Below are 24,861 nucleotides of genomic sequence, written 5' to 3' on the forward strand. Positions count from 1 at the left end.
CGGCGACGTGGTGACGGAGAATACAGGCGAGGGCATCGACACGGTCAGGACCTCGCTTGCCAGCTACACGCTGGCTGCCAATGTCGAGAACCTCGTCTATACCGGCGCTGCGGCTTTTGCAGGCACAGGCAACGGTCTCGACAACATGATCACCGGCGGTGCCGGCGCCGACGCGCTGACGGGTGGGGCCGGCAACGACACGCTCGACGGCGGGGTTGGTGCCGACAAGCTGATCGGAGGCACGGGCGACGATACCTATGTCGTCGACAATGCCAGCGACGTGGTGACCGAGAATGCCGGCGAGGGCACCGACACGATCAGAACGAGCCTGGCGACCTATTCGCTGGCCGCGCTCGCCAATGTCGAGAACCTGACCTACACCGGAACCGCAGCCTTCACCGGCACCGGCAATGCGTCTGCGAACATCATCACCGGTGGAGCCGGCAATGACACGCTCGACGGCGGAGCCGGTACCGACACGCTGATCGGCGGCACCGGTGACGACATTTATGTCGTCGACAATGCCGGCGACATCGTCGTCGAGAATATCGGCGAAGGCATGGACACCATCAAGACAGCGCTCACAAGCTATACACTCGGGGCCAATGTCGAGTTCCTCACCTATACCGGGACTGCCGCCTTCACAGGGACCGGCAACGAGCTCAGCAACACGCTGACGGGCGGCGCCGGCGCCGATACGCTTGTTGGCGGTGGCGGTGATGATTTCCTCGACGGTGGGGCGGGAGCCGATCATCTGATTGGCGGCATCGGCGACGATGACTATGTGGTGGACAATGTCGGCGACGTGGTGACGGAAAATGCCGGCGAGGGAAGCGATACGATCTTCACAACGCTTGCGACCTATTCATTGGCAGGCGTCGCCGATGTTGAGAACCTGACCTACACCGGGACGGCGGCGTTTAACGGCACAGGCAACGCGCTGAATAACGTCATCAGGGGTGGCGATGGTGTAAACATTCTGGATGGTGGCGCCGGTGACGACACATTGATGGGCGGCTTTGGCAACGACACGTTCATCGTTGACAGCCTGAACGACGTGATCATCGAAAATGCCGGAGCCGGGACCGATACGATCAAGACGGTGCTTGCCAGCTACTCGCTGGCCGCAATCAGCAATGTCGAAAACCTCACCTATACCGGGGCCGCTGATTTCATGGGGACGGGCAATGAGCTTGCCAATACGATTACCGGCGGCGTTGGCAACGATGTCCTGGATGGGGGAGCCGGCATCGATACGCTGATCGGCGGTGCGGGCAATGATACCTACATCGTCGACAAAGCCGGCGATGTGGTCACCGAAGCTGCCAACGCCGGGATTGATACGATCAAGACGGCGCTCGCCAGCTATACTCTGGCCTCGCTCACGAATGTCGAGAACCTCGTCTATACCGGTTCCTCGGATTTCGTGGGAACCGGAAATGCGTCTGCGAACGTCATCTCGGGCGGGTCGGGCAATGACACGCTTGATGGTGGAACCGGCGCCGATACGCTGACGGGTGGTACCGGAAATGACATTTATGTCGCCGACAATATTGGCGACATCATCGTCGAGAATGCCGGCGAAGGAACCGATACGGTCAAGACGTCTCTGACGAGCTATACGCTTGGATCGAATGTCGAAAACCTGACCTATACCGGAACGGCGGCGTTCACCGGCACCGGCAACGCGCTCGATAATGTCATAACCGGCGGCAGCGGCGCCAATCGACTGTCAGGTGGTGGGGGTGACGACATCTTGATCGGCGGCGCGGCTGCGGACACGTTCGCCTATGGCGCCAACGGTGGCATAGATACGATCGTGGGCTTTACCGCTTCCGGAACTGCCCACGATGTGCTCGCTGTCGATAGCTCGGTCTTCGCCGACTGGGCGCATCTTTTGGCTGCCTCCACACAATCGGGCAGCGACATGATCATCACGGCAGACTCGGACGACAAGATCATCCTCAAGAACGTGACGGTTGCGAGCCTGCAGCCGGCGAACGTTCAGTTCCTGTGAGGAGGAAGGGGCAATCATCCGGCATGTCAGAACCTGGCTGGTCTATCGAGTGCAGTGGAGCGCGCGGCCAAATGCCTCACCAAGTTGCCCTGAATTCCGAGCGTAGTTATCGAGAGCAGCATTGAGTGAAGGAGTTCACAGTCGCATGTTTAAGTTCGCCGCCTTCTTTCCCGTCGCACTCGGTTTATCGTTGGCCAGTTGCTCAACCGTCTCCGGCGGCATTAAAGAAGCAAGCCATCGGTTCACCGCGGTCAGCGGGGAACGCACACGCCTGCATCAAGCCTGGCATGTGAAGCGTGACTGCAGCGCCGATACGCCACCGAACGTTCGCGTGATGACGCCGCCAGCCCATGGCAAGATCGACCTCGTGGTTCAGGATGTTTATCCGAACGCCAAGGGCGAGGCAGCGAAATGCAATGGGATAAAAACCGGCGGCGTGGTCTCCTATTACACCTCCGCGCCTGGCTACGTGGGAATGGACAAGGCAACGGTCCGGGAGTCCTACGGCAATGGTCGAGTATTCGACCTCGAGCTTGAATTCAACGTTGTTCGGTGAATTTATCTCGATCGAGATACCCGCTATTGCCAAGGGCCGGCCTTCCGCGCCACCGACGTGGCCGACCATCCGACCCTTGGGCCACCGACCTGGGTCGAGCCGCGGGTCTCAACCCGTCCTTCGGACCCCGCTGGGGAGAAGAGGGAGCCAAGCCAGACCTCCTGATGCCACAGCATAACATCTCGTTCTGCTATTGCCAAATTAGTTGACTGAGTCCATTAATTGCAGCGATGGACGAGGTCGAGAGCGACGAAAATCATGAGCATATTGGACAGATTTTCACTGGCAGGTCAGGTGGCGCTGGTGACCGGCGGCGGGCGTGGTCTGGGCTTCGAGATGGCGCGCGCCCTTGCCGAGGCCGGCGCGCATGTCATCGTCAACGGACGCACGGCGGCGACGCTGGAAGGCGCCGTAAAGACCATCCGTGCCGCGGGCGGCACGGCTGAGGCGGCCGCATTCGATATCGCCGACCGCGAGGCACAGCGTGCTGCGATGGCCGATATCGACAAAATCCATGGTCGTCTCGACATTTTGATCAACAATGTCGGCGCTCGCGACAGGCGGCCCCTGGCCGAATTCGACGATGATGCGATCATCGAGCTGCTGCGCACCGACCTGGCGGCGGCGATAACGCTTTCGCGTGACGCTGCCGTGTTGATGAAGCGACGCAATCACGGCCGGCTGATCGCGGTGACCTCGATCAGCGGCCATGTCGTCATGCCCGGTGACTGCGTCTATCCGGCAGCCAAGCAGGGCCTGACCGGACTGATGCGCGGCATGGCGGTCGAATTCGGCCCGCACGGCATCACCAGCAACGCAATTGCGCCCGGCTGGTTTGCCACCGAGACGAACGCGGCGATGGCTGCGAACGAGGAATTGATGCCCTTCGTGCGCCAGCGCATCCCGGTCCAGCGCTGGGGACGGCCGGACGAGATCGCCGGCGCGGCGCTGTTTCTGGCAAGCGCCGCCGCTTCCTTCGTCAACGGCCACGTGCTGACGGTGGACGGCGGCATGACGGTCAGGATGTGAGATATCCGCAGGTGCTGCGGCACCGTCTTTCATTTCTGCCGCACTCTCCACCGCTTCTCGTCGGCAGGCAATAACGGCAACGGCAGGTACCATTCCTTCTTAGCCTGCCCTGTGGTTGTCGTTGCCGGAGTCGGTGACTAGAAATATCTGCCTGACTCGACTATTGGTTGATGTGGCGCCGCCCCGGTTGGTCATCGCCGTCCATTTGCCCGATTTCCAACCATAAACTGCGTCGGTCATTTGGAGGTTCGGAAATTAACAATCATATTCAGTGGCTTATAGAACATGGAATCACAGCCGAGCATATTGGCGAGCTGATAGCTGGATTGTGCGATCGGCTGATCGCGGATGGCTTTCCGATCTGGCGGGGAAGCATCTCAATGCCGTCTATTCATCCCATGTATGGCGGCGTCTCTGCCAATTTCGTGCGCGGCGGTGCGACCACTATCGAGAATGCCGAATATGGCAGTGCGGCAGTGCTGAGTTTCGAGAAGACCCCGATCTATTTTCTTTTGGGTCGTGGCGAAACGTCAGGTCGATGGAACATCGCCAAGGGTGAGGGTGTCGATAACTACCCGCAGCTTGCGGAATTCGCGCATGGTGGCGGCACGGATCATCTGGTGAGCCTGCTGGAGTTTCCGAAGGAGGCTGCGTTGCGCGGGGTCAGTCTGTCTCTCACAAGCGACAGGCCGGGCGGATTTTCTGATGATCAACTGGCGATCGTCGCGAAGCTCTTCCCGGCGTTGGGGCTGGCTTGCTACCGCATCGCGGCATCGAAAACCGCATCGGATATCCTTGCCGTCTATACAGGCGCCAAGACAAGCGCGCGCATCCTTGCAGGCGAGATCCAGAGAGGAAAGGGTGGCTCCATCAATGCTGCGATCCTGCTTGCGGATCTCAGGAATTTCACAGCGTTGACCGAAGTTTATCAGCCAGGCGAAATTGCCGGATTTCTGGACGAGCATTTCGAGCTGATCGGCCGGCATGTCGAGGAGAATTCCGGCGAGATCCTCAAGTTCATGGGCGACAGCGTGCTGGCGATCTTTCCGACCGATGCTGAAGATCCGCAAAAGGCCTGCATGGCCGCACTGGCTTCCGCACGGAATATTCTAGAAGCCAACAAGGCTTTGAACAGTCAGCGGAGGAATGATGGAGGTCCTGACATCGGCGTCGATGTCGTGCTGCATCTCGGCGAGGTCTTCTATGGAAATATCGGCGCACGCGGCAGGCTTGATTTCACGGTGATCGGCAGCGCCGTCAATGAGGCCTCGCGCCTCGAAAAACTCTGCGGCACGCTCGGCCATCATCTTCTGATGTCGGAAAGCTTCGCCGTCACCTGCGCCGTTGCCAACGAATGTCTGGGATCCTTCGAATTGCGCGGGGTTTCGAAAGCGGTAAACGTGTTCAAGCTCGCCGACGCCGTATCCTGAAGCGTCGATCCGATCGGCGCGACGACGCTCAGATCTCGCCTGAGACCTCGCGGCGGCGGCGGTCGAGTTCTTCGCTGTAGCGGCGCAGCGTATAGCTTTCGCTGAGCTGGCCGATCACTTTGCGTTCGATCAGGTTGTTGACGACGGCGAGCGCTTCGCTTTCGCTCTTGTCGAAGATCGCCGCCGCCTGCCTGGCATTCATCTGCGGCTGCAGGAAATCGTTGCGGTAGTGGATAAAATCGGCAAGCGCCTTGCCCTCGTCCTGCGCGTCGGTTGGGTTGGCGTAGATCTCCGGCACCAGCACGAGGCCTGCATATTTGTCGCTCTCCTCGACGAGGATGACGCGCTGGGTCGAGCCGATCGGAAAGGCCTGCTTGAATTCCTCCAGAGAGATGCCCGCCCTTGCCGTCTTGACGTCGGCACGCATCAGCTTGTCGACGGTCAGGTTGCGGATCCAGCCGACGTCGTGGGCGCTGCGGATGCTTTCGCCGCGCAGGTGGAAGCGCCATGTGGCGAAGGAGTAGCCGAAGGTCGAGCGCACGACGAGCGAGGAGGTTATGACGGCAGCGAGTACCAGCGCCGTGATCGGAAAATCGCCGGTGATTTCAAGCGCCAGGAACGTCATGGTCAGCGGCCCGCCGATGACGGCGACGGCAAGCGAACTCATGCCGACCACGGCATAGATGACGGGCGTCAGCGTCGCATCGGCGAAATAGGGGCCGCAATAGGCGAAGAGTTTGCCGAGCAGGGCGCCCATGAACAGTGAGGCGAAGAACAGCCCGCCCCTGAAGCCGGAGCCGATCGAGATCGCCGAGGCGAAGGATTTCAAGAGGAAGAGGCCGATCAGCGTCGGGATCGCCACCTCATGGGAAAGGTTGAGATGCAGCGCGCCGTGGCCGGCCGAGAGCACCTGAGGCGAGATCATCGCCAGCAGCCCGACGATGATGCCGCCAAGCGCCGGGCGGAAGGGTGGGGCGATCGAACTCTTGCGCGCCAGCTCCTCGACAAAGGCGACGCCCTGCATGATCAGGATGCCCACACCGGCGCAGAAAGCGCCGAGCAGAAGTGCTGGGATATAATCGGCCGGCACGACCGAGCCGAAGCTGCCGATATCGATGGTGAAATCGCTACCCGCAAGCAGCCTTGCGATCAGGGTGGAGACAAGGGCGGAGACGACGACGGGAGTCAGCGAGACGATCGTATAGGTGCCGATGATCAGCTCGAAAGCATAGAAAGCGCCGGTCAGCGGCGCGTTGAAGGCGGCGGCGATGGCGCCCGCCGCGCCGCAGCCAACAAGGGTGCGCAGGTCCGAGCGGCGAAGCTGCAGCTTCAGGCCGAATTTCGACGCGAGCCCGGCGGCAAGCTGGGTATAGCCGGCCTCCAGTCCGACCGAGGCGCCGAAACCGTTGGAGATCAGGTTCTGCACGGCAACGATGATGCTGTCGGTCAAGGACAGGCGGCCGCCATGCAGCGCATTGGCCTCGATCGGGTCGACCATCGGTTTCTTGCGGCGTTTCGCCAGCACTAGAAGCAACAGGCCGAGCAGAGCGCCGCCGATAACCGGGGCGGTGAGCAGCAGCAGCTTGTTCTCGATCTCGGACGAGCTCAACCGTTCGCTGTCGGCGATGCCGAAGACCAGCTGATGCAGCTCGTTGGAGACGTAGCTCATGCCGGTGACGGCGAGACCTGAGATGACGCCGACGACGGCGCCTGCCAGCGACAGGCCGACCTCGCTACGGCGGGCCAGCGCCCGCAGGCGTCCCGGATCGAAGAAAACACGCAGCGCGCGGAAACGGCGCCGATCCAATTTCATAAGCATGGCTAGACAACTAGGCGGGGAGAGGCCCGGTCAAGGGGCGGAGATGGTCGCGCAGTCCGCTTGCGATGCAATTGCGGCGAAAAGCCGGCGGTTGGAACAAATTTCGATGAAGTAAGTCTCTGATAAATGACGATATTTTAGATGGGGTAAGTCGTGTTTGAGTAGCCGCATCTCGGAACCAGCGATCGGGTGGCCGCCAAGGCCGGTTGACTTCATCCCTGCGCTTGCCTAACCATCCCGATAACGGATGGTCGACTGACCATCCTGACATAACGGATGGTTCCGGATCGGTGTTGCGCCCTTCCGGATGAAAAGGGAATGTGAAGGGGCGGACCCAAGCCGGGCGCCTTCATCACAGCCGACCCCGCGACTGTAGAGCGGTCAGGGTCTTCCATCCGGCATCAGGCCCTTCCGGCCGGCGGCTTGCAATAATGCAGGCGGGCGGGATGGGCGACATGCCGGAAAAGCCACTGGATATGCATGGTGATCAACCGGGGTCGGACGCCTCTCAAGTCTACGAATCGTCCACCTTTTCACTAATGCAGCCGGGAAGGCGAGGATGATCCGCTGGCACGATCAGGGCGACCGGTTTCCGGTCTGCCCCGATCGCGGCCGATAACCGCGAGCCAGGAGACCTGCCATGCGTGCCGGGCGAGAAGCCCACACCTGGGTATTATGCCCGTTGCCAGCACGGAGGTTGTCTTGGCTGAACGATTGAATTCGGCGCGGCTTGGTGCGGCGCACGCCACGCCTCCAAGCAGCGCTGCAAGAGGAGTGTTTTCGGCCGCTTATGTCGAATGCTGGGTACCCCCCTCTGTCCTGCCGGACATCTCCCCCACAAGGAGGGAGATCGGCAAGCAGCACGACCGTCGTCCTACATCAATTGTTTGGAGAAAAGCTCTCGGCGATTCAATCTCCCCCTTTGTGGGGGAGATGTCCGGCAGGACAGAGGGGGGCGTCACACCCTCAGTAGCCGAGAAAGGTGCATTCGGAGCAAGCCACGACTACGCACTCTCCCCGAGGGGCGTTTGAGTATGACCGCCACCTTCATCCTCGGCGGCGCACGCTCCGGCAAATCCCGTTTCGCCGAATCCCTCGTCACAGCGACCGGCCTCGACCGTCACTATGTCGCGACCGGGCGTGCCTGGGACGAGGAGATGCAGGCGCGCATCACCCAACACAAGGCCGACCGGGGTCCGTCCTGGACAACGCATGAAGAGCCGCTCGATCTGGTCGGTAAACTCGCCGCCATAGACGGCGAAGGGGGCATCGTGCTGGTCGATTGCCTGACGCTCTGGGTCACCAATCTGATGATGGAGGAGCGGAATATGGCGGCGGAATTTGCAGCCCTTGCCGATTTCCTGCCCGCCGCGAAGGCGCGGCTCGTTTTCGTTTCCAACGAGGTCGGTCTCGGTATCGTGCCCGACAATCGCATGGCGCGGGATTTTCGCGATCATGCCGGCCGGCTGCACCAATCGATCGCGGCGAAGGCCGCCGAAGTTTATTTCATCGCGGCAGGCCTGCCGCTGAAAATGAAGGGTTAAGTCTATGAACCAGCAGAAGATTCCCGCAACCGTCATCACCGGCTTCCTCGGCGCCGGCAAGACGACGATGATCCGCAACCTGCTCACCAATGCCGGCGGCAAGAAGATTGCGTTGATCATCAACGAATTCGGCGATCTCGGCGTCGACGGCGACGTGCTGAAGGGCTGCGGTGCGGAGAATTGCACCGAGGACGATATCATCGAGCTGACCAATGGCTGCATCTGCTGCACCGTTGCGGACGACTTCATTCCGACGATGACGAAGCTGCTCGAGCGCGAGCAGAGGCCCGACCATATCGTCATCGAGACTTCGGGCCTTGCTTTGCCGCAGCCGCTGGTCGCCGCCTTCAACTGGCCTGATATCCGCACGCAGGTGACTGTCGACGGCGTCATCACGGTGGTCGATAGCGCCGCCGTCGCCGCCGGGCGTTTTGCCGATGACCATGATGCTGTCGATGCGCGCCGCGCCGAGGACGAGTCGCTCGATCACGAAAGCCCGATCGAGGAGCTGTTCGAGGACCAGCTTACCTGCGCCGACCTCATCGTGCTCAACAAGACAGACCTGATCGACGCTGCCGGCCTTATCAGGGTGCGCGACGAGGTCGCCTCCCGCACGGTGCGCAAGCCCGTGATGATCGAAGCGAAGAACGGCGAAGTGTCGGCCGGTATCCTGCTCGGTCTCGGCATCGGCACAGAGGACGATGTCGCCAATCGCAAGTCGCATCACGAGCTGGAGCACGAGGACGGCGCGCCGCACGACCATGACGAATTCGACAGCTTCGTCGTCGAGCTCGGACCGATTGCCGATCCCGTCGGCTTCGTCGAAGCGCTGAAGAGCATCATTGCCGCCCATGACGTGCTGCGCCTCAAGGGTTTCGTCGATGTGTCAGGCAAGCCTATGCGCCTGCAGCTCCAGGCCGTCGGCAGCCGCATCGATCACTATTTCGACCGCGCCTGGACGCCAAGCGAAAAGCGCGCCACGCGCCTTGTCGTCATCGGCCTGCACGAGATGGATCAGGGCGCTGTGAGGGCGGCGATCGAAGCGCTGGCGTAACCCGATGCATCTGCTTCTGGCCCAGCAGGGAACGATCAGCGACGGCGAGGAGGCAATCGATCTCGGGCAGACGCCGGGCGAAATCCTTTTCCTGTCGGCTGCCGACAGCGAGCTTGCCGCGATCGCGGCCGCCCATCGCGACCGTGGGGCGGGGCCTTCGCTGCGGCTCGCCAGCCTGATGAGCCTGAAGCATCCGATGTCTGTCGACACCTATGTCGAGCGCACCGCGCGGCATGCCAAGTTGATTGTCGTGCGGGCGCTCGGGGGCGCCAGCTATTTCCATTATGCGCTGGAAGCGCTGCATGCGGCAGCGTCCCGCGCCGGGGCGCTGATTGCGGTGTTGCCGGGCGATGCTAAGCCGGATGCGGGGCTTGTGCCTTTCTCCAATATTGATCTCGACGATCTCAACGCGCTCTGGGCCTATCTGATTGAGGGCGGCGATGCCAATGCGCGGGCCTTTCTCGATTATGCCGGGGCGATGTTGGCAGGCACGGAGAAGCCGGCACCGGCGGCACCTTTGATGAAAGCCGGTATCTGGTGGCCGGGGCGTGGACTGATCGGGGTTGAGGAGTGGCGGCTGGTTTCTGCTGCCGTGGTGTCTTCGCGTGTGGCTGTCCGTTTGTCGGTTGAGCTAGGGACACCCCCCTCTGTCCTGCCGGACATCTCCCCCACAAGGGGGGAGATCGGCAAGTCGCTTGGGCTTCCCACAAAAGAAACGCTTGAAGACGCGGCACCTTCTGCAGAGGATATGGAACGAGACCTCTCATCCTCGATCTCCCCCCTTGTGGGGGAGATGTCCGGCAGGACAGAGGGGGGTATCTCAAACTCGGCAGAGAAGATGGGATTCGAACCCACATCTTCCCCCATCGTCGCCATCAGCTTCTACCGCGCCTTGGTGCAGAGCGGCGAGACGGGGCCGATAGAAGCTCTCATCGGAGCGCTGACGACACTCGGCCTGCGCCCGCTGCCGGTCTTTGCCTATAGTCTCAAGGATCCCATCTCCACAGGCATTCTCGAAAGCGTGTTTTCGGTGCTGAAACCCGATGTCGTCATCAACACGACCGGCTTTGCCGTCTCGGCACCGGGTGCGGACCGGCAGCCGACGGTGTTGGAAGCGAACGAGGCAGTCGTGTTGCAGGCGATCCTGTCGGCCTCGTCGAGGGAGGCATGGGCGGCTTCCTCGCAAGGCCTGTCGGCGCGCGATCTCGGTATGAACGTGGCGCTGCCTGAAGTCGATGGCCGGGTGCTGTCGCGGGCGATCTCCTTCAAGACGGCGGCGCGCTACGATGCTGCCGTCGAGACGAATATTGTCGCCAGCGAACCGGATGCTGGCCGGGTGCGCTACACGGCGGAGCTCGCCGCCAACTGGGCGCGGCTGCGGAAGACATCAGCCGGCGACCGGCGCATTGCGCTCGTCATGGCGAATTATCCAAACCGCGACGGTCGGCTCGGTAACGGCGTTGGACTCGATACGCCGGCCGGGACCATCGAGGTGCTGAAGGCTATGCGGGCGGCGGGGTATCCGGCCGCCGAGATTGCGGCCGACGGCGACGCGCTGATACGGCATCTGATGGAAGGGCCGACTAATTCCGGTTCCGACGGAAAGATCATCCGCGAGACGCTTTCCCTGAGTCGCTACAACGGCTTCCTGGAATCTCTTCCCAATAAGATTCAGGATGAGGTGAGAGCCCGCTGGGGCGATCCCGAAGATGATCCGTATTTTCGCGAAGGCGTCTTCGCCCTGCCTTTCGCCCGTTTCGGCGATGTGCTCGTCGGCATCCAGCCGGCGCGCGGCTATAATATCGACCCGAAAGAGAGCTATCATTCGCCGGATCTCGTGCCGCCGCACGGTTATCTCGCCTTCTACGCTTTCCTGCGCCGCGCGTTCGGCGCCCATGCCGTCATCCATATGGGCAAACACGGCAATCTCGAATGGCTGCCGGGCAAGGCGCTGGCGCTGTCGGAAAGCTGCTATCCCGAGGCGATCCTCGGGCCGCTGCCGCATCTCTATCCCTTCATCGTCAACGATCCGGGCGAGGGTACGCAGGCCAAGCGCCGCAGTGCTGCCGTCATCATTGACCACCTGACGCCGCCTTTGACGCGGGCCGAGAGCTACGGGCCGCTGAAGGATCTGGAGGCGCTGGTCGACGAATATTACGAGGCCTCCGGCGGCGATCCCCGCCGCATTCGTCTGCTCAGCCGTCAGATCCTCGATCTTGTCACCGATATCGGCCTCGACCGGGATGCCGGGATTGCCAAGGGCGAAAGCGAGGGCGAGGCGCTGAAGAAGCTCGACGCCTATCTCTGCGACCTCAAGGAAATGCAGATCCGCGATGGACTGCATGTGTTCGGCGTTTCGCCCGAAGGGCGGTTGCTGACGGACCTCACCGTGGCTTTGGCGCGGGTGCCGCGCGGGCTGGGTGAGGGTGGGGATGCAAGTTTGCAGCGGGCGATCGCGGCGGATGCTAGATTGGGCGGCGGCGTGGGGGGGATACCCCCCTCTGTCCTGCCGGACATCTCCCCCACAAGGGGGGAGATCGGCAAGTGGCTTGGGCTTCCCGAAAAAGAACTGTTTGAAGATGCCGCAGCTTCGACGCATGAGATTGAGCGAGGCCTCTCATCCTCGATCTCCCCCCTTGTGGGGGAGATGTCCGGCAGGACAGAGGGGGGCGCCTCCATCTTCGACCCTCTCGATTGTGACATGGCCGCCGTCTGGACCGGCCCACGTCCTGATATCCTCGCAGATATTCTTGACGCCCCATGGCGGACCAACGGAGACACCGTCGAGCGCATCGAACTGCTCGCTGCAAAGTTCGTCTCCGGCGAGATAGAGTGCCCAGCCCTCTGGTCTCAAACCGGGTTGGTAGTCTCCGAGATTGAAACCCGCCTCAAACCTTCCATTCTCGCTTGCGGCCCCGCCGAAATCGAGGGTCTGCTCAAGGGCCTCGACGGCCACTTTGTCGCACCCGGCCCCTCCGGTGCGCCGACGCGCGGGCGTCCTGACGTACTGCCGACCGGACGGAATTTCTACTCGGTCGACAGCCGTGCGGTGCCGACGCCGGCCGCCTACGAGCTCGGTAAGAAATCAGCGGAGCTGCTGGTGCGCCGCTATGTGCAGGATCACGGCGAATGGCCTGTCTCCTTCGGGCTGACGGCCTGGGGCACGTCGAACATGCGCACGGGCGGCGATGATATCGCCCAGGCGCTGGCGCTGATCGGCGTCAAGCCGCTCTGGGACATGAGCTCGCGCCGTGTCACCGGCTACGAGATCATTCCGCCGGCAATGCTCGGGCGGCCGCGCGTCGACGTGACGCTCCGGATTTCCGGCTTCTTCCGTGATGCCTTTCCCGAGCAGATCGCGCTGTTCGACAAGGCGATCCGTGCCGTGGGCGCGCTTGAAGAGGACGAGGTCGACAATCCGATCGCGACGCGCATGCGTGGCGAAGCGGCAAGGCTTGCGGCTGCCGGTCTTGACGAAGTCGCGGCAAGGCGCCGGGCGGGTTACCGCGTTTTCGGCTCGAAGCCCGGCGCCTATGGCGCCGGGCTGCAGGCACTGATCGACGAAAAGGGCTGGGAGCGGCGCGCCGATCTCGCCGAGGCCTATCTCGTCTGGGGCAGCTATGCCTATGGTGCCGGCGAGGAGGGCAAGGCCGAACGCGGCTTGTTCGAGGAGCGGCTGCGCTCGGTGCAGGCTGTTATCCAGAACCAGGACAATCGCGAGCACGATCTGCTCGATAGCGACGACTACTATCAATTCGAGGGCGGCATGGCCGCCGCCGCCGAGCAGCTCGCCGGCGCGCGTCCCTCGATCTATCACAACGACCATTCCAGGCCGGAAAAGCCGGTGATCCGCTCGCTGGAAGAGGAAATCGGCCGCGTCGTGCGCGGGCGTGTCGTCAATCCGAAATGGATCGCGGGCGTCATGCGCCACGGCTACAAGGGTGCCGCCGAGATCGCCGCCACCGTCGATTATCTCTTCGCCTTTTCGGCGACGACGGGCGCGGTCGGCGAACACCATTTCGAGGCCGTCTACCAGGCCTTTGTCACCGATCCGGCCGTGCGTGACTTCATGATCGAGAAGAACCCGGCGGCATTCGACGAGATGAGGGAGCGGCTCAGCGAAGCAATCGACCGCAGCCTCTGGACGCCGCGCAGCAATTCGGCCCGGTTCGACCTGGCCGCCAGACAATAGAATGAGGTGAACCAATGAGCGACGAAGCACCAGAGAACGAGATCCCGGGAAACGAAACCGGAAAAGACGATGCGCGCCATGCCGAGAAGATGGCGAAGAAGAAGGCCGCGCGCGACAAGATCATGGCCACCAAGACGGATGGCAAGGGGCTGATCATCGTCCATACCGGCAAGGGCAAGGGCAAGTCCTCGTCTGCCTTTGGTATGATCTTCCGCCACATCGCCCATGGCAAGCCGTCAGCCGTCGTGCAGTTCATCAAGGGCGCGATGTGGACCGGCGAGCGCGACCTGATCGAGAAGCATTTCTCCGATCTCTGCCAGTTCCACACGATGGGCGAGGGTTTCACCTGGGAAACGCAGGACCGCGCCCGCGATGTCGCCGCAGCGGCGGCCGCTTGGGAAAAGGCCAAGGAACTGATCCGCGACGAGCGCAATTCCATGGTGCTGCTCGACGAGATCAATATCGCGTTGCGCTATGACTATCTCGACTTCAACGAAGTCGTCGCCTTTCTGAAGAGCGAGAAGCCCCATATGACGCATGTCGTGCTGACGGGGCGCAACGCGAAGGAAGAATTGATCGAAATCGCCGATCTGGTAACCGAGATGGAGCTCGTCAAACACCCCTTCCGCTCCGGCATCAAGGGTCAACCGGGCGTGGAGTTCTGAGACGGTCAGTTGAGCGCGAGGCTGCGCAGGATGGCGGCCGTTTCGTCGTCTGCCGGGAAGAAGGATTCGACCGCGAGTTCCGACAAAGTGATGTCGACGGGGGTGCCGAAGACCGTCGTTGTCGAGATCAGCGAAAGCAAGCCGGCCTTGGTCGAAAGCTGAAGGGGAACAGCGATGCCGGCATAGTCGGCATGGACCTCGCCAGCAGTTTTAGGCGCTGGATAGGACAGCAACTCCTTCAAAAGCTTGTCCAGCATTGGATCACCCGAAGCCGAGAACTGTTGGCGCAGCCTGCCGATAAGGTGGGCGCGCCACTCGGAGAGGTTTTTGATATGGGGCGCCAATCCTTGTGGATGCAGGCTGAGGCGCAGTACGTTGACGGGCGGCGTGAGCAGGGACTGGTCGGCAACGGCTGAGAGCAGCGGAGCGATGGCCGCATTGGCTGCGATGAGTGTCCAATGGCGGTCGACGGCAATTGCTGGGAAGGGCTCGTGCCCTTTCAGCACCATGTCGATGGCGCGACGGGCCGGTTCCAGTGCAGGATCGTCGAGCGCGCGTTCGGCAAAAACAGGAGCGAAACCCGCCGCGAGCAGCAGCGGGTTCCGATCGCGAAGGGGCACGTCGAGCCGTTCGGCAAGATGCAGCAGCATGTCGCGGCTCGGTGTCGAGCGCCCGCTCTCGATGAAGCTCAGATGCCGCTGCGAGATCTCCGCCTCCAGCGCGAGGTCGAGCTGGCTCATGCGGCGGCGCTGGCGCCATTCGCGCAGATGGTCTCCAAGGGAGCGGGCGGTCGGCGTCATCAGGCGGCTTCCGGCAGCAAATCTATGAAACCGCGGACGGATTTCAGCTTGCCGCCTTCGAGTTCGGCGAAATCCGTGCCCTTGATTAACGCATCGCCGTTTTCCGGGCCGAGGCCCCAGGAGAAGCGCAGGTTGTCGCCGTAGCCGTCGGCCGCTCCGATCAGGGCGAAGCGGAAGCCGGGGAAGCGGCTTTGCACCGCCTCGACCAGCGAATTGATCTGCTCATGGCCTTCGCCGCGCATCAGTGGGTCGATATAGGTGGCGGCTTTGCTCCAGCTCTCGGCGATGAGAGCGCGGCGGCGGGCGGCGTCCGTCTCATTCCAGATGGCGAGATAGCGCTCTGCGTTGGTGTTTGCGTCGTTCATCAGGTCATCTCCTTTGATCGCCCGTCAATTCCAGGCAGCTCGATCATGCGGGAAGGCGATGCATCTTATCAATTACGTCAGAGGTAATGGAAGATGGTCGAGGGTTCGGTCAGACGCCGAGCCAGACACGCAGCGGATTTGCCGGGTCGGCGAGCAGCTTTACCGCAAGGGCGACGCAGACGATCACGAGCAGCGGCTTGATGAGCTTTGCGCCGATGCGCATGGCAAACCGCGAGCCCAGCTGCGCGCCGAGGAACTGGCAGGCACCCATCAACAGGCCGATCTTCCAGAGTATTGCCCCGAAGCTTGCGAAGACGATCAGCGCGCCGAAATTCGAGCCGAGATTGAGAAGCTTGGTGTGGGCCGTCGCCTTCAGCATGCCGAAGCCGGCGAGCGTGACGAAGGCCAGCATGAAGAAGGAGCCCGTGCCGGGGCCGAAGACGCCGTCATAGAAGCCAATGACAGGTACCAGCGTCAGGCCGAAGGTAAAGGGCGTCACGCGGCGGTGCGTGTCGAGGTCGTTGAGGTTCGGCTTGACGGCGAAGAAGATGGCGATCGCCACCAGGAGCACCGGCATGATGGCCTGCAGCGCTTGGCCTGGAACGATGGTGGCGAGTGCCGCGCCGAGCGCCCCGCCCATGATGGCCATCAGCGCCATCGGCAATTGTTCCGCAAGCTGCACATGGCCCTTGCGGGCGTAGGCGATCGTGGCCGAGGCGGCGCCGAAGAGGGACTGCACCTTGTTGGTGCCGAGGGTCTGGAGCGGCGGAATGCCCGCGATCAGCATGACGGGAACGGTGATGAGGCCGCCGCCGCCGGCAATAGAATCGACGAAACCGGCAAAGAAAGCCGCTGCGCAGAGCAGCAGAAGCAGATCGAAGGCGATATCGGGCAAGGTGGTATTCCGGGGAGGGATTTCGGACGGCCTTGTTGCATTTGCCGTCCCAAGCTGCAATGGCTGCAACGACATGGGCAGGGCGTATTTGACGGTTTCCATGAGCGATATCTCTTTCGATACGGCGAGGCTCCACGTGCTCGGCCTCGGCTGCGAGCGTGGGACGTCGCCTGCCGAGGTGCTGGCGCTTGCGATCGAGGCGCTCGATGTAGCCGGTATTGGCGCGGCGGAACTCGCAGCCATTGCCTCGATCGACAGCCGAAGACTGGAGCCGGCGATCCTTGCTGTTGCCGCGCATTTTTCCGTGCCTGCCGTCTTCTTCGGCGCGCCGCGGCTGGAGGAGGAGACGCCGCGGCTCGCGAATCCCTCTGCGATCGTCTTTGCCCGCGTCGGCTGCCATGGGGTCGCCGAGGCCGCTGCGCTTGCAGCTGCGGGACCGGATGCCGAGCTTGCTGTCGCCAAGATCAAATCTGCACATGCGACAGCGGCAGTTTCCCGCAGCGGGTTGCAGAAAGCCTAGTGGACGTTATGTTGGCGCCAATTCGCGGCGCCGTCCGGCAGCTTCACGGTTCACATCTAGAGGATATCTCATGCACAAGGTCATTTATGACACCGACCCTGGCGTCGACGACGCCATGGCGCTTCTCTTCCTGCATCGCCATCCCGAAATCGACCTTCTCGGCATCACCACGGTCTTCGGCAACGCCTCGGTTGAGACGACGACGCGCAATGCGCTCTTCCTCAAGCGCGAATGGAATATTCCGGCACCCGTTTCCAAGGGCGCCAGCGTCACCATCGATTCCGCGCGTGCGGAACGGCCATGGCCGGCCATGGTGCATGGCGACAACGGCCTCGGCGATATCGAGGTACCGGAGACGATCGACCTGCCGCTCGATCCGCGCCCGGCGCATCGCTTCATCATCGACACGGTGCGCGCCCATCCGGGCGAGGTGCGCCTCGTCGCCGTCGGCCGGATGACCAATCTGGCGCTGGCGCTGAAGGAAGACCCCGAGATTGCGACGCTGGCCAAGGACGTCGTCATCATGGGCGGCAATTTCTATGTGCCGGGAAATGTCTCGCCGGTCGCCGAGGCCAATATCCACGGTGATCCTGAGGCTGCCGACATCGTCATGACCGCACCCTGGAAGGTGGCCGTCATCGGCCTCGACGTCACCGCGATTACCACGATGAGCCGCAGCTATCTCGGCGAGATGGCGGCGAGGGGTGACAAGGCGGTCAAGCAGCTCGACGCACTCTCGCAGTCCTACATCGATTTCTACAAGCACGCGGTTGAAGACGGCATGATGGTGCATGACAGCTGCGCCTGCGTCTATGTCGTGGTGCCGGAGCTGTTCTCGTCAATATCGGGTGCGGTGCGTGTCGTCTGCGGCGGCATCGCCGATGGCCAGACGATCGTCAGGCCAGATGGGCGGCGTTTTCCGCCTGATGGCGCTTGGGATGGCTTGCCGAGCCAGGTGGTCTGCACCGGCATTGAGTCGGAGAGGGTCCTGGACCTCATCCGCAATACACTGCTTGCAGCCTGACTAGCTTGAAGGCCGGCAGCATCGCGGCCGGCCTTCGGAATATATTGCTATATATTCATTGCGTTATGAGGGTTCTCCGAGGATTTGAATCCGACACTTCACAAAGTGAGTCATGCTCATCTCAGCAACTTCAAGTGAGGTGATGGGCGCGGCGTTGACCTTGCCCTTTGCGGGGCCTAGATCAGCAGGATGATCGATGCCGCATTCTCCCATCTTCCGGCGCTTGAGCCGGGCAGCGTCTGGCTCGTCGGGGCCGGCCCCGGTGATCCCGGCTTGCTGACGCTGCTCGCCGCCAAGGGACTTTCCGAGGCCGACGTCATCGTTCACGACGCGCTGGTCAACGAGGAATGCCTGGCGCTGGCAAGGCCGGAAACGCTGGTGGAATATGCCGGCAAACGCGGCGGCAAGCCTTCGGCGAAGCAGCGCGACATCTCGCTGCGGCTGGTGGAGCTTGCGCGCGCCGGCAAGCGAGTGCTGCGGCTGAAGGGCGGCGATCCCTTCGTCTTCGGTCGCGGCGGCGAAGAGGCGCTGACGCTGGTCGAGCACAACATCCCTTTCCGCATCGTGCCCGGCATCACCGCCGGCATCGGCGGGCTCGCCTATGCCGGCATCCCGGTGACGCATCGCGACATCAACCATGCCGTGACCTTCCTCACAGGCCATGATTCGTCAGGTATCGTGCCCGACAGGATCAACTGGGAGGCGATCGGACGGGGCTCGCCTGTCATCGTCATGTACATGGCGATGAAGCATATCGCCGAGATCAGCGCCCGTCTGATCGCCGCAGGCCGGCTGCCATCCGAGCCCGTCGCCTTCGTCTGCAATGCCGCCACTGGCCGGCAGCAGGTGCTGGAAACGACGCTCGGAGAGGCGACCGAGGCCGTTGCCGCTTCCGGGCTCGAACCGCCGGCCGTAGTCGTCGTCGGCGAGGTGGTGCGGCTCAGAGCTTCACTCGATTGGCTCGGTGCACTGGCTGGGCGGCGCTTGCTGCCCGATCCATTCCGCCGGTCCGGCAAGGTGCGGGCATGAGCGGCCTCCTGATCGCAGCACCTTCCTCCGGCGCCGGCAAGACGACGGTGACGCTCGGTCTGCTCCGGGCGCTTCGCCGGCGCGGCATCGCGGTCGCGCCCGGCAAGGCCGGCCCCGACTATATCGATCCTGCCTTCCATGCGGCAGCGAGTGGCACGCTCTGTCTGAATTTCGATCCCTGGGCGATGCGCCCGGAGCTGATCTCGGCCAATGCGGCCCTTCACCGCTCCGGCGACCGCATCCTCGTCATCGAGGCGATGATGGGGCTTTTCGATGGGGCGGCCGACGGAAAGGGAACGGCGGCCGATCTGGCGGCCCAGCTGGGGCTTTCCGTGGTGTTGGTCGTCGATGCCTCGCGCATGTCGCAGTCGGTGGCGGCGCTGGTTACTGGTTTTGCCGGTTTCCGTGCCGATGTGCGGGTTGCCGGTGTCATCCTCAACAAGGTCGGCAGCGAACGGCACGAGGCGATGCTGCGGCAGGCGCTCGAAGCTATCCGTATGCCTGTCATCGCCGTCATCGGCAGCGACAAGGCGCTTTCCCTGCCGGAGCGCCATCTCGGCCTCGTCCAGGCCGGCGAACATGCAACCCTCGACAATTTCATCGACCATGCGGCGGATGCCGTCTCCGAGGAATGCAATTTTGAATTCCTGCTGCGCATCGCCAGACAGGGGCTCAACCGGCCATCGGCCGCCAATATCGACCGGTTACCGCCGCTGGGTGCCCGCATCGCCGTGGCGCGCGATGTCGCCTTTGCCTTTTCCTACGAGCATATGCTGCTCGGCTGGCGCCGCCGGGGTGCTGCGATTTCCTTTTTCTCGCCGCTCGCCGACGAGGCGCCGGCTGGTGATGCCGATGCGATCTATCTGCCCGGTGGTTATCCCGAGCTGCATGCCGGGCGGCTGGCAGAGGCGCAGAATTTCCGCGCCGGCATACTCGATGCGGCAGCGCGCGACATCCGGATCTATGGCGAATGCGGCGGCTACATGGTGCTTGGCGAGGGCCTGATCGATGCGAAGGGGCATCGCCACGAGATGCTCGGCCTGCTGCCCGTCGTCACCACCTATGCCGAGCGAAAGCGTCATCTCGGCTATCGCCGTGTTGTGCCCCTCGACGGCGCCTTCTTTGCGCGGATGATGACGGCCCATGAATTCCACTATTCCAGCGTCGTCTCCGAGGGCGAGGGCAAGCGGCTTTTTCAGGTGCAGGATGCGCTCGGAACCGATCTGGGTGCCGCCGGTCTCAGGCGCGACCAGGTGGCAGGCTCCTACATGCATCTGATCGATCTTGCCGGAGCCGCCGCATGAGCGCACCGATTGTCCACGGCGGCGGCATCACCGCGGCTGCCGCTACCTTCGGCGGCAGGCCGGACGACTGGCTCGATCTTTCCACAGGCATCAATCCGTGCCCCGTCGCGCTGCCTGACATTCCGGCGCGAGCCTGGCACCGCCTGCCGGACAGGCACCTCGTCGATGAGGCAAGGCGCGCGGCGCGCGACCACTACGGCAGCGGCGAGATTCTGCCGCTACCAGTGCCCGGCACACAATCGGTGATTCAGCTTCTGCCACGTCTGGTCGAGGGTAGGCTGGTTGGCGTTACGGACGACCGAGTCGATGTGACGGACAACAGGGTTGCCGTGACGGACAACAAGATTGCCGTGACGGACAACAAGATTGCCGTGGTATCGCCGACCTATGGCGAGTATGCGCGCGCCTTCGCCTCGGCCGGTTTTGCCATCGATGTGGTAGACGATATTGCCGCGATCGGAGCCGGACATCGGTTGGCCATCGTCGTCAATCCGAACAATCCTGATGGACGGGCATGGCCGGCCGAAACACTGATTGCCCTGCACGACAGGATGAAGGCAGCAGGCGGGCTTCTCGTCGTCGATGAGGCCTTCGGTGATACCGATCCGGCGCTCAGCCTTGCATCTCGTGCGCCGCAGCTTTCCAACCTCATCATCTTCCGCTCCTTCGGGAAGTTCTTCGGATTTGCCGGCCTCCGGCTCGGTTTCGCGATTGCGCGCGGCGATATTCTCGCGCGTTTCGAAGACTGGCTCGGACCTTGGGCGGTCTCAGGACCGGCCCTTTCGATTGCAGGTTCGCTGCTGCGATCGGATGTTTCTGCTATCTGCAGCCGCATCAATGAACGTTGCGCCGGTCTGCATGCGGTGCTGAAGGGCGCCGGGTTGCGGATGGCTGGAGGAACGGCGCTCTTCACCCTTGTCGCCGATGCGAGAGCCGGCGACATTTACACGCATCTCTGCCGCCATCATATTCTCGTCCGCAAGTTCGACTATGCGCCGGATTGGCTGCGTTTCGGGCTGACGCCCGATCCGGCGGCCGACAGGCGGCTTGGCGAAGCCCTTCAGAGATTTGAGCGATGACGATCGACGAAAACCTTCTCGTACTGCTTCTGGCGCTGCTGCTCGACCGGATCGCCGGCGATCCGCAATGGTTGTGGTCGCGGATGCCGCATCCCGTCGTCATGTTCGGCGCGGCGATCTCTTATGCCGACCGGCAGCTCAACCCGGAAAGTCTCACCGGCTCGCAACGCCGAATGAACGGTATCGCCGCCATCCTGGTGCTGCTTCTGGTGGCGATAGCCGCAGGCTTCGTGTTCAACCGGTTCTTCGCGCTGTTTGGCCTTGCCGGCATCTTGCTGGAGACCGGGCTGGTGGCGATCTTCCTGGCGCAGAAAAGCCTTGCCGATCACGTCGCGGCCGTCGCCGTCGCCTTACGCGACGAGGGGCTTGCCGGCGGGCGGACCGCCGTTTCCCGCATCGTCGGACGCGATCCCGAGACGCTGGATGAGCCAGCCGTCTGCCGCGCGGCGATCGAAAGCCTTGCCGAGAATTTCTCCGACGGCGTCGTCGCACCGGCGCTCTGGTATGCCGTCTTCGGCCTGCCGGGGCTCTTCGCCTACAAGATGCTGAACACGGCGGATTCGATGATCGGCCATAAGTCGGAAAAATACATCGACTTCGGCTGGGCCGCCGCCCGGCTCGACGATATCGCCAACTGGCCGGCCGCGCGCCTCTCCATACTGCTGATTGCCGCCGGCGCCTGGATCCGGCGGGGAACAAGCGCCGGGCGCGAGGCGATCAGGGTGGCGATGCGCGACGGGGCCTTGCACCGTTCGCCGAACTCCGGCAGGCCGGAGGCAGCAATGGCAGGCGCGCTGAATGTCCAGCTCGCCGGCCCGCGCATCTATGGCGGCGTCATCGTGCGCGAGCCGATGATCAACGACACCGGCCGCAACGTGGCGACCTCAGGCGATATCGAGGACGGCGTATCGGTATTTTACGCCAGCTGCATGGTGCTCGCTGGTACTACGTTCGGGTTGTTTCTGTGTTTTCTGTAGGGTTGCGCCGTGCACGCGGGATAGGGTGTGCCGTGAGAGGGGGTGCGACACAGCACACCCACGCCGCCGGTAGACAGCCCCCACTCAAACGTTTATTCCGACCGCCTCATATCTCCATCAGATTGGAAGCAGAGCGATGACAGTTCAGGTTGAATTACCGTGCCCGAAGTGCAAGAGCACCAAGATGAAGTTCGAGCGTCCCGAGATCCGGGAGACCGACATCATCACCTGTGCGGCCTGCGGCCATAATCTCGGCACCATGGCCTCGATCCGCGAGAAGATGAACAAGGCCTACCAAGGGCTCAATCAGGCTGGGGCGAAGCGCAAGCTTCAGTAAGCCTGCGGCGACCCGCTTGCTGCCATGCGCCGTTAAAATTGTGATTACCATTCGGATTAAAGCAATCTAATAAGTATTGCCGTAGTCTCTCTTTCGTGAGGGCGCAATTAAGCTGCGCGAGTTCGAAGAGGGGTTATGATGAACACGATTTTGGCGGCTGCGGCCGCAAGTTTATTGCTGCAGTTTTCTCCTGTTGCCGCTCAGGCAGCAACGCTGGTCGCCAATATCAGCATCGGCAAGCAGACGATGACTGTTTCCGAGAACGGCTTCGTCAAGTATCGCTGGAAGGTTTCGACCGCGCGCAACGGCTATGTCACGCCGACCGGTTCGTGGCGCGCCAAGTGGCTGTCGCGCGATCACCGCTCCAGGAAATACGACAATGCGCCGATGCCCTACGCCGTGTTCTTCAACGGCGGTTATGCCGTTCACGCCACCTTCGACCTGAAGCGCCTGGGCCGGCCGGCCTCGCATGGCTGTGTTCGCCTGCATCCCGATAATGCTGCCCAGTTCTTCTCGCTGACGCGGCAGGCCGGCCTTGCCAATACCCGCGTGGTCATTACGCGCTAACCCAACGGGTTATGCGCCGCGCTGATCCCTCTTATGCGCTGATCATCCGCTCCAGCTCATCCATGTCTGGAACGATGATATGTCGGAAGTTCTCGATGCGAATGACGCCGCTCTTGCGCAGCCTGGTCATCTGACGGCTGACGGTTTCGATCGTCAGCCCGAGGAAATCGGCGATCTCGGCGCGGGATAGCGGCAGGTCGAAGGCGGTGCTTGTGGCCGTTTGTGGTTCGGCGTGGGTGGCGATGAGGTGGAGCAGGCTTGCGACCTTCTCCTCGGCGGTGCGCCGGCCGAGCGTCAGCATCCATTCGCGCGCGGCATCCAGCTCCTTCAGCGCCTGATCGTGCAGGCTGCGCTGCAGTTCCGGCGTCTCCGATATCATGCGGTCGAGCAGGTTGCGCGGGAAGACGCAGATTTCGGAATCGGTCGCAGCCTCGGCCGACAGCGTGCTTTCGCGCACGAAAGGCCTGCCGACGAAATCGGGGGCGAATTGCAGGCCGACGATCTGCTGGCGCCCGTCCGGCATCACCTTGCAGAGTTTCACCACCCCGTGCATGATGTTCGAATAGAAAGAGCTTTCCGAGCCTTGAGCGATGATCTCGCTGCCGGCATCGACCTTGCGGCGCAGCGAGTGGCGGCCGAGCTCCCGGAGCTGGCTGCTCGACAGCGCGCCGCAGACGACGCCGTGCCGCGCCTGGCAGGAACGGCAGGCGACGAGAGTGCCGGAGTCGGAAACATCACTGCGTGCGACGTCCATGTCCTGATCCCTTCGAAATCCGCGCGTGCCGGGTGTGGCTGCGCATGCCGGGTATACCCTAGACGATTACGCCGCGATTGCGGGTTCGGCTATCCCGATTTCTTCCAGCGCGGCTTGATGATTATCAATTGCGCCGGGATCGCGATTTGATCCAGATCAAAGTTTCCGTGCCATGGCTGTTATGGGAAGCGCCTGCGCCGAAAAGAGGCCGTCCGCGGGTTTGATTCGGACGGCTTCTTCGCCCCGCCGATAGGGCGGGCTTTCTAAAGCGGCATCGCCTCGCGCCTTGCGTGACGGCAAAGGCCGGCATTCCATTGCTGTTTAGGCAACACCCAGCCGGCAAATTGCCGCAACGCCGGGACGAAAGCATTGGCTTTTGAAATGGATTTGCCTATGAGGGGGTTTAAATCGTCATTTCATGAGGTACAGCGCGTGACCGCTACATTCGATAAAGTTGCCGACATTATTGCAGAAACCAGCGAGATCGACCGCGCGACGATCACGCCGGAGAGCCATACGATCGACGACCTCGGTATCGACAGCCTCGATTTCCTCGACATCGTCTTTGCGATCGACAAGGAATTCGGCATCAAGATCCCGCTCGAAAAGTGGACGCAGGAAGTCAACGAAGGCAAGGTTTCCACCGAAGAATACTTCGTGCTGAAGAACCTCTGCGCCAAGATCGACGAGCTCAAAGCAGCCAAGGCCTGAGCGATATACCAGTCTTTTTTGAACGCCCTGCCGCCGTGAATATGGCGGCCGGGCGGTTTCGTTCCTAACTAGTGCATGCCGCCCAAAAGTGCGCAGCGGTTTTGGGACAACGGCATGCATAAAAACAAAGACCTAAAGTGCGAACCAGACGCGCTTTAGGCGTCACCGGCGGGCGGATCTGGCCTGTCGGGCC

The 24,861-nt window shown here is 62.4% G+C and carries 22 protein-coding genes and 1 riboswitch; of the genes, 17 read left to right on the forward strand and 5 right to left on the reverse strand.

From position 1 onward, the window contains the following. The 4 genes from HX899_RS21765 to HX899_RS21780 form a co-directional block, all read left to right on the forward strand. On the forward strand, positions 1-2,017 hold a 2,017-nt coding region (locus HX899_RS21765), incomplete at its 5' end, for a calcium-binding protein (protein ID WP_181293539.1). Positions 2,018-2,162: 145 nt separating this feature from the next. Continuing rightward, a complete protein-coding gene (locus HX899_RS21770; protein WP_138390951.1) occupies positions 2,163-2,573 on the forward strand; it encodes a hypothetical protein in 411 nt (136 codons plus the stop codon). Positions 2,574-2,831: 258 nt separating this feature from the next. Then, positions 2,832-3,602: an SDR family oxidoreductase gene (locus tag HX899_RS21775; RefSeq protein ID WP_181293370.1), complete on the forward strand. Its 771-nt coding sequence runs from the start codon at positions 2,832-2,834 to the stop codon at positions 3,600-3,602. A gap of 170 nt (positions 3,603-3,772) precedes the next feature. Further along, positions 3,773-5,032 (forward strand): adenylate/guanylate cyclase domain-containing protein, encoded by a 1,260-nt coding sequence (locus tag HX899_RS21780; protein WP_181293371.1) that lies wholly within the window; start codon positions 3,773-3,775, stop codon positions 5,030-5,032. Between the two features lie 28 nt (positions 5,033-5,060). Here the strand turns inward: HX899_RS21780 and HX899_RS21785 are convergent, their stop codons facing one another. Beyond that, positions 5,061-6,851: a chloride channel protein gene (locus HX899_RS21785; protein ID WP_181293372.1), complete on the reverse strand. Its 1,791-nt coding sequence runs from the start codon at positions 6,849-6,851 to the stop codon at positions 5,061-5,063. 260 nt (positions 6,852-7,111) lie between these two features. Beyond that, positions 7,112-7,509: riboswitch (cobalamin riboswitch) on the forward strand. Between the two features lie 376 nt (positions 7,510-7,885). Here HX899_RS21785 and cobU point away from each other — a divergent pair. Genes cobU through cobO form a run of 4 tightly spaced genes read left to right on the forward strand, consistent with a single transcriptional unit; the run spans position 7,886 to position 14,306 of the window. After that, the gene (gene cobU, locus HX899_RS21790; RefSeq protein ID WP_181293373.1) at positions 7,886-8,395 is read left to right on the forward strand and encodes a bifunctional adenosylcobinamide kinase/adenosylcobinamide-phosphate guanylyltransferase; all 510 of its coding nucleotides are present in this window, start codon (positions 7,886-7,888) and stop codon (positions 8,393-8,395) included. Between the two features lie 4 nt (positions 8,396-8,399). Continuing rightward, on the forward strand, positions 8,400-9,449 hold the full coding sequence (gene cobW / locus HX899_RS21795) for a cobalamin biosynthesis protein CobW (RefSeq protein ID WP_181293374.1): 1,050 nt from the start codon (positions 8,400-8,402) through the stop codon (positions 9,447-9,449). A 4-nt stretch (positions 9,450-9,453) separates the two neighbouring features. Then, positions 9,454-13,641, forward strand: coding sequence for a cobaltochelatase subunit CobN (gene cobN, locus HX899_RS21800; protein WP_181293375.1), 4,188 nt, complete (start codon positions 9,454-9,456; stop codon positions 13,639-13,641). Positions 13,642-13,655: 14 nt separating this feature from the next. After that, positions 13,656-14,306, forward strand: a complete 651-nt coding sequence (cobO, locus tag HX899_RS21805; RefSeq protein ID WP_171598647.1) for a cob(I)yrinic acid a,c-diamide adenosyltransferase — start codon at positions 13,656-13,658, stop codon at positions 14,304-14,306. A 5-nt stretch (positions 14,307-14,311) separates the two neighbouring features. Here cobO and HX899_RS21810 read toward each other — a convergent pair whose 3' ends face one another. The 3 genes from HX899_RS21810 to HX899_RS21820 form a co-directional block, all read right to left on the reverse strand. Then, positions 14,312-15,106, reverse strand: a complete 795-nt coding sequence (locus HX899_RS21810) for a helix-turn-helix domain-containing protein (protein ID WP_138390959.1) — start codon at positions 15,104-15,106, stop codon at positions 14,312-14,314. Next, positions 15,106-15,471 (reverse strand): nuclear transport factor 2 family protein, encoded by a 366-nt coding sequence (locus HX899_RS21815; RefSeq protein ID WP_003540515.1) that lies wholly within the window; start codon positions 15,469-15,471, stop codon positions 15,106-15,108. Before HX899_RS21815 ends, HX899_RS21810 begins: the two co-directional genes overlap by 1 nt. A 109-nt stretch (positions 15,472-15,580) precedes the next feature. Continuing rightward, positions 15,581-16,366, reverse strand: a complete 786-nt coding sequence (locus HX899_RS21820) for a TSUP family transporter (protein WP_181293540.1) — start codon at positions 16,364-16,366, stop codon at positions 15,581-15,583. A gap of 100 nt (positions 16,367-16,466) precedes the next feature. Here HX899_RS21820 and HX899_RS21825 point away from each other — a divergent pair, with 100 nt between their 5' ends. The 8 genes from HX899_RS21825 to HX899_RS21860 all read left to right on the forward strand — a co-directional run bounded on the left by HX899_RS21825 (position 16,467) and on the right by HX899_RS21860 (position 23,203). After that, the gene (locus HX899_RS21825) at positions 16,467-16,886 is read left to right on the forward strand and encodes a cobalamin biosynthesis protein (protein WP_138390961.1); all 420 of its coding nucleotides are present in this window, start codon (positions 16,467-16,469) and stop codon (positions 16,884-16,886) included. Positions 16,887-16,956: 70 nt separating this feature from the next. Continuing rightward, a complete protein-coding gene (locus HX899_RS21830; protein ID WP_171598648.1) occupies positions 16,957-17,910 on the forward strand; it encodes a nucleoside hydrolase in 954 nt (317 codons plus the stop codon). Between the two features lie 189 nt (positions 17,911-18,099). Beyond that, on the forward strand, positions 18,100-18,939 hold the full coding sequence (gene cobA / locus HX899_RS21835) for a uroporphyrinogen-III C-methyltransferase (RefSeq protein WP_138390963.1): 840 nt from the start codon (positions 18,100-18,102) through the stop codon (positions 18,937-18,939). Then, positions 18,936-20,243, forward strand: a complete 1,308-nt coding sequence (locus HX899_RS21840; RefSeq protein ID WP_181293376.1) for a cobyrinate a,c-diamide synthase — start codon at positions 18,936-18,938, stop codon at positions 20,241-20,243. Before cobA ends, HX899_RS21840 begins: the two co-directional genes overlap by 4 nt. Continuing rightward, a complete protein-coding gene (locus HX899_RS21845; protein ID WP_171598649.1) occupies positions 20,240-21,322 on the forward strand; it encodes a threonine-phosphate decarboxylase in 1,083 nt (360 codons plus the stop codon). Before HX899_RS21840 ends, HX899_RS21845 begins: the two co-directional genes overlap by 4 nt. Next, positions 21,319-22,299, forward strand: coding sequence for an adenosylcobinamide-phosphate synthase CbiB (gene cbiB / locus HX899_RS21850; protein WP_171598650.1), 981 nt, complete (start codon positions 21,319-21,321; stop codon positions 22,297-22,299). The genes HX899_RS21845 and cbiB overlap by 4 nt, the downstream gene beginning before the upstream one ends. Before the next feature lie 136 nt (positions 22,300-22,435). Next, the gene (locus HX899_RS21855; protein WP_003540491.1) at positions 22,436-22,636 is read left to right on the forward strand and encodes a hypothetical protein; all 201 of its coding nucleotides are present in this window, start codon (positions 22,436-22,438) and stop codon (positions 22,634-22,636) included. A gap of 135 nt (positions 22,637-22,771) precedes the next feature. After that, the gene (locus tag HX899_RS21860; protein WP_407073934.1) at positions 22,772-23,203 is read left to right on the forward strand and encodes a L,D-transpeptidase; all 432 of its coding nucleotides are present in this window, start codon (positions 22,772-22,774) and stop codon (positions 23,201-23,203) included. Between the two features lie 31 nt (positions 23,204-23,234). Here the strand turns inward: HX899_RS21860 and HX899_RS21865 are convergent, their stop codons facing one another. After that, positions 23,235-23,957, reverse strand: coding sequence for a Crp/Fnr family transcriptional regulator (locus HX899_RS21865; RefSeq protein WP_171598651.1), 723 nt, complete (start codon positions 23,955-23,957; stop codon positions 23,235-23,237). A 432-nt stretch (positions 23,958-24,389) separates the two neighbouring features. Here HX899_RS21865 and HX899_RS21870 point away from each other — a divergent pair, with 432 nt between their 5' ends. Further along, entirely contained in the window at positions 24,390-24,668 is a 279-nt protein-coding gene (locus HX899_RS21870; RefSeq protein WP_003540486.1) for an acyl carrier protein, read from the forward strand. The last annotated feature ends 193 nt before the right edge of the window (positions 24,669-24,861 follow it).

Origin of the sequence: Rhizobium sp. WYCCWR 11146, assembly GCF_013591995.1 — a bacterium.
GTDB lineage: Bacteria > Pseudomonadota > Alphaproteobacteria > Rhizobiales > Rhizobiaceae > Rhizobium > Rhizobium indicum.

Excerpts from the sequence above, each read along its gene's own strand:
- HX899_RS21775 (WP_181293370.1), top strand. The coding sequence starts at position 2,832 with ATGAGCATATTGGACAGATTTTCACTGGCAGGTCAGGTGGCGCTGGTG.
- cobA (WP_138390963.1), top strand. The coding sequence starts at position 18,100 with ATGATCGATGCCGCATTCTCCCATCTTCCGGCGCTTGAGCCGGGCAGC.
- cbiB (WP_171598650.1), top strand. The coding sequence starts at position 21,319 with ATGACGATCGACGAAAACCTTCTCGTACTGCTTCTGGCGCTGCTGCTC.
- HX899_RS21780 (WP_181293371.1), top strand. The coding sequence starts at position 3,773 with ATGTGGCGCCGCCCCGGTTGGTCATCGCCGTCCATTTGCCCGATTTCC.
- HX899_RS21845 (WP_171598649.1), top strand. The coding sequence starts at position 20,240 with ATGAGCGCACCGATTGTCCACGGCGGCGGCATCACCGCGGCTGCCGCT.
- cobN (WP_181293375.1), top strand. The coding sequence starts at position 9,454 with ATGCATCTGCTTCTGGCCCAGCAGGGAACGATCAGCGACGGCGAGGAG.
- HX899_RS21855 (WP_003540491.1), top strand. The coding sequence starts at position 22,436 with ATGACAGTTCAGGTTGAATTACCGTGCCCGAAGTGCAAGAGCACCAAG.
- HX899_RS21830 (WP_171598648.1), top strand. The coding sequence starts at position 16,957 with ATGCACAAGGTCATTTATGACACCGACCCTGGCGTCGACGACGCCATG.
- cobO (WP_171598647.1), top strand. The coding sequence starts at position 13,656 with ATGAGCGACGAAGCACCAGAGAACGAGATCCCGGGAAACGAAACCGGA.
- HX899_RS21825 (WP_138390961.1), top strand. The coding sequence starts at position 16,467 with ATGAGCGATATCTCTTTCGATACGGCGAGGCTCCACGTGCTCGGCCTC.
- cobU (WP_181293373.1), top strand. The coding sequence starts at position 7,886 with ATGACCGCCACCTTCATCCTCGGCGGCGCACGCTCCGGCAAATCCCGT.
- HX899_RS21840 (WP_181293376.1), top strand. The coding sequence starts at position 18,936 with ATGAGCGGCCTCCTGATCGCAGCACCTTCCTCCGGCGCCGGCAAGACG.
- HX899_RS21785 (WP_181293372.1), bottom strand. The coding sequence starts at position 6,851 with ATGCTTATGAAATTGGATCGGCGCCGTTTCCGCGCGCTGCGTGTTTTC.
- HX899_RS21865 (WP_171598651.1), bottom strand. The coding sequence starts at position 23,957 with ATGGACGTCGCACGCAGTGATGTTTCCGACTCCGGCACTCTCGTCGCC.
- HX899_RS21860 (WP_407073934.1), top strand. The coding sequence starts at position 22,772 with ATGATGAACACGATTTTGGCGGCTGCGGCCGCAAGTTTATTGCTGCAG.
- HX899_RS21770 (WP_138390951.1), top strand. The coding sequence starts at position 2,163 with ATGTTTAAGTTCGCCGCCTTCTTTCCCGTCGCACTCGGTTTATCGTTG.
- HX899_RS21815 (WP_003540515.1), bottom strand. The coding sequence starts at position 15,471 with ATGAACGACGCAAACACCAACGCAGAGCGCTATCTCGCCATCTGGAAT.
- HX899_RS21810 (WP_138390959.1), bottom strand. The coding sequence starts at position 15,106 with ATGACGCCGACCGCCCGCTCCCTTGGAGACCATCTGCGCGAATGGCGC.
- cobW (WP_181293374.1), top strand. The coding sequence starts at position 8,400 with ATGAACCAGCAGAAGATTCCCGCAACCGTCATCACCGGCTTCCTCGGC.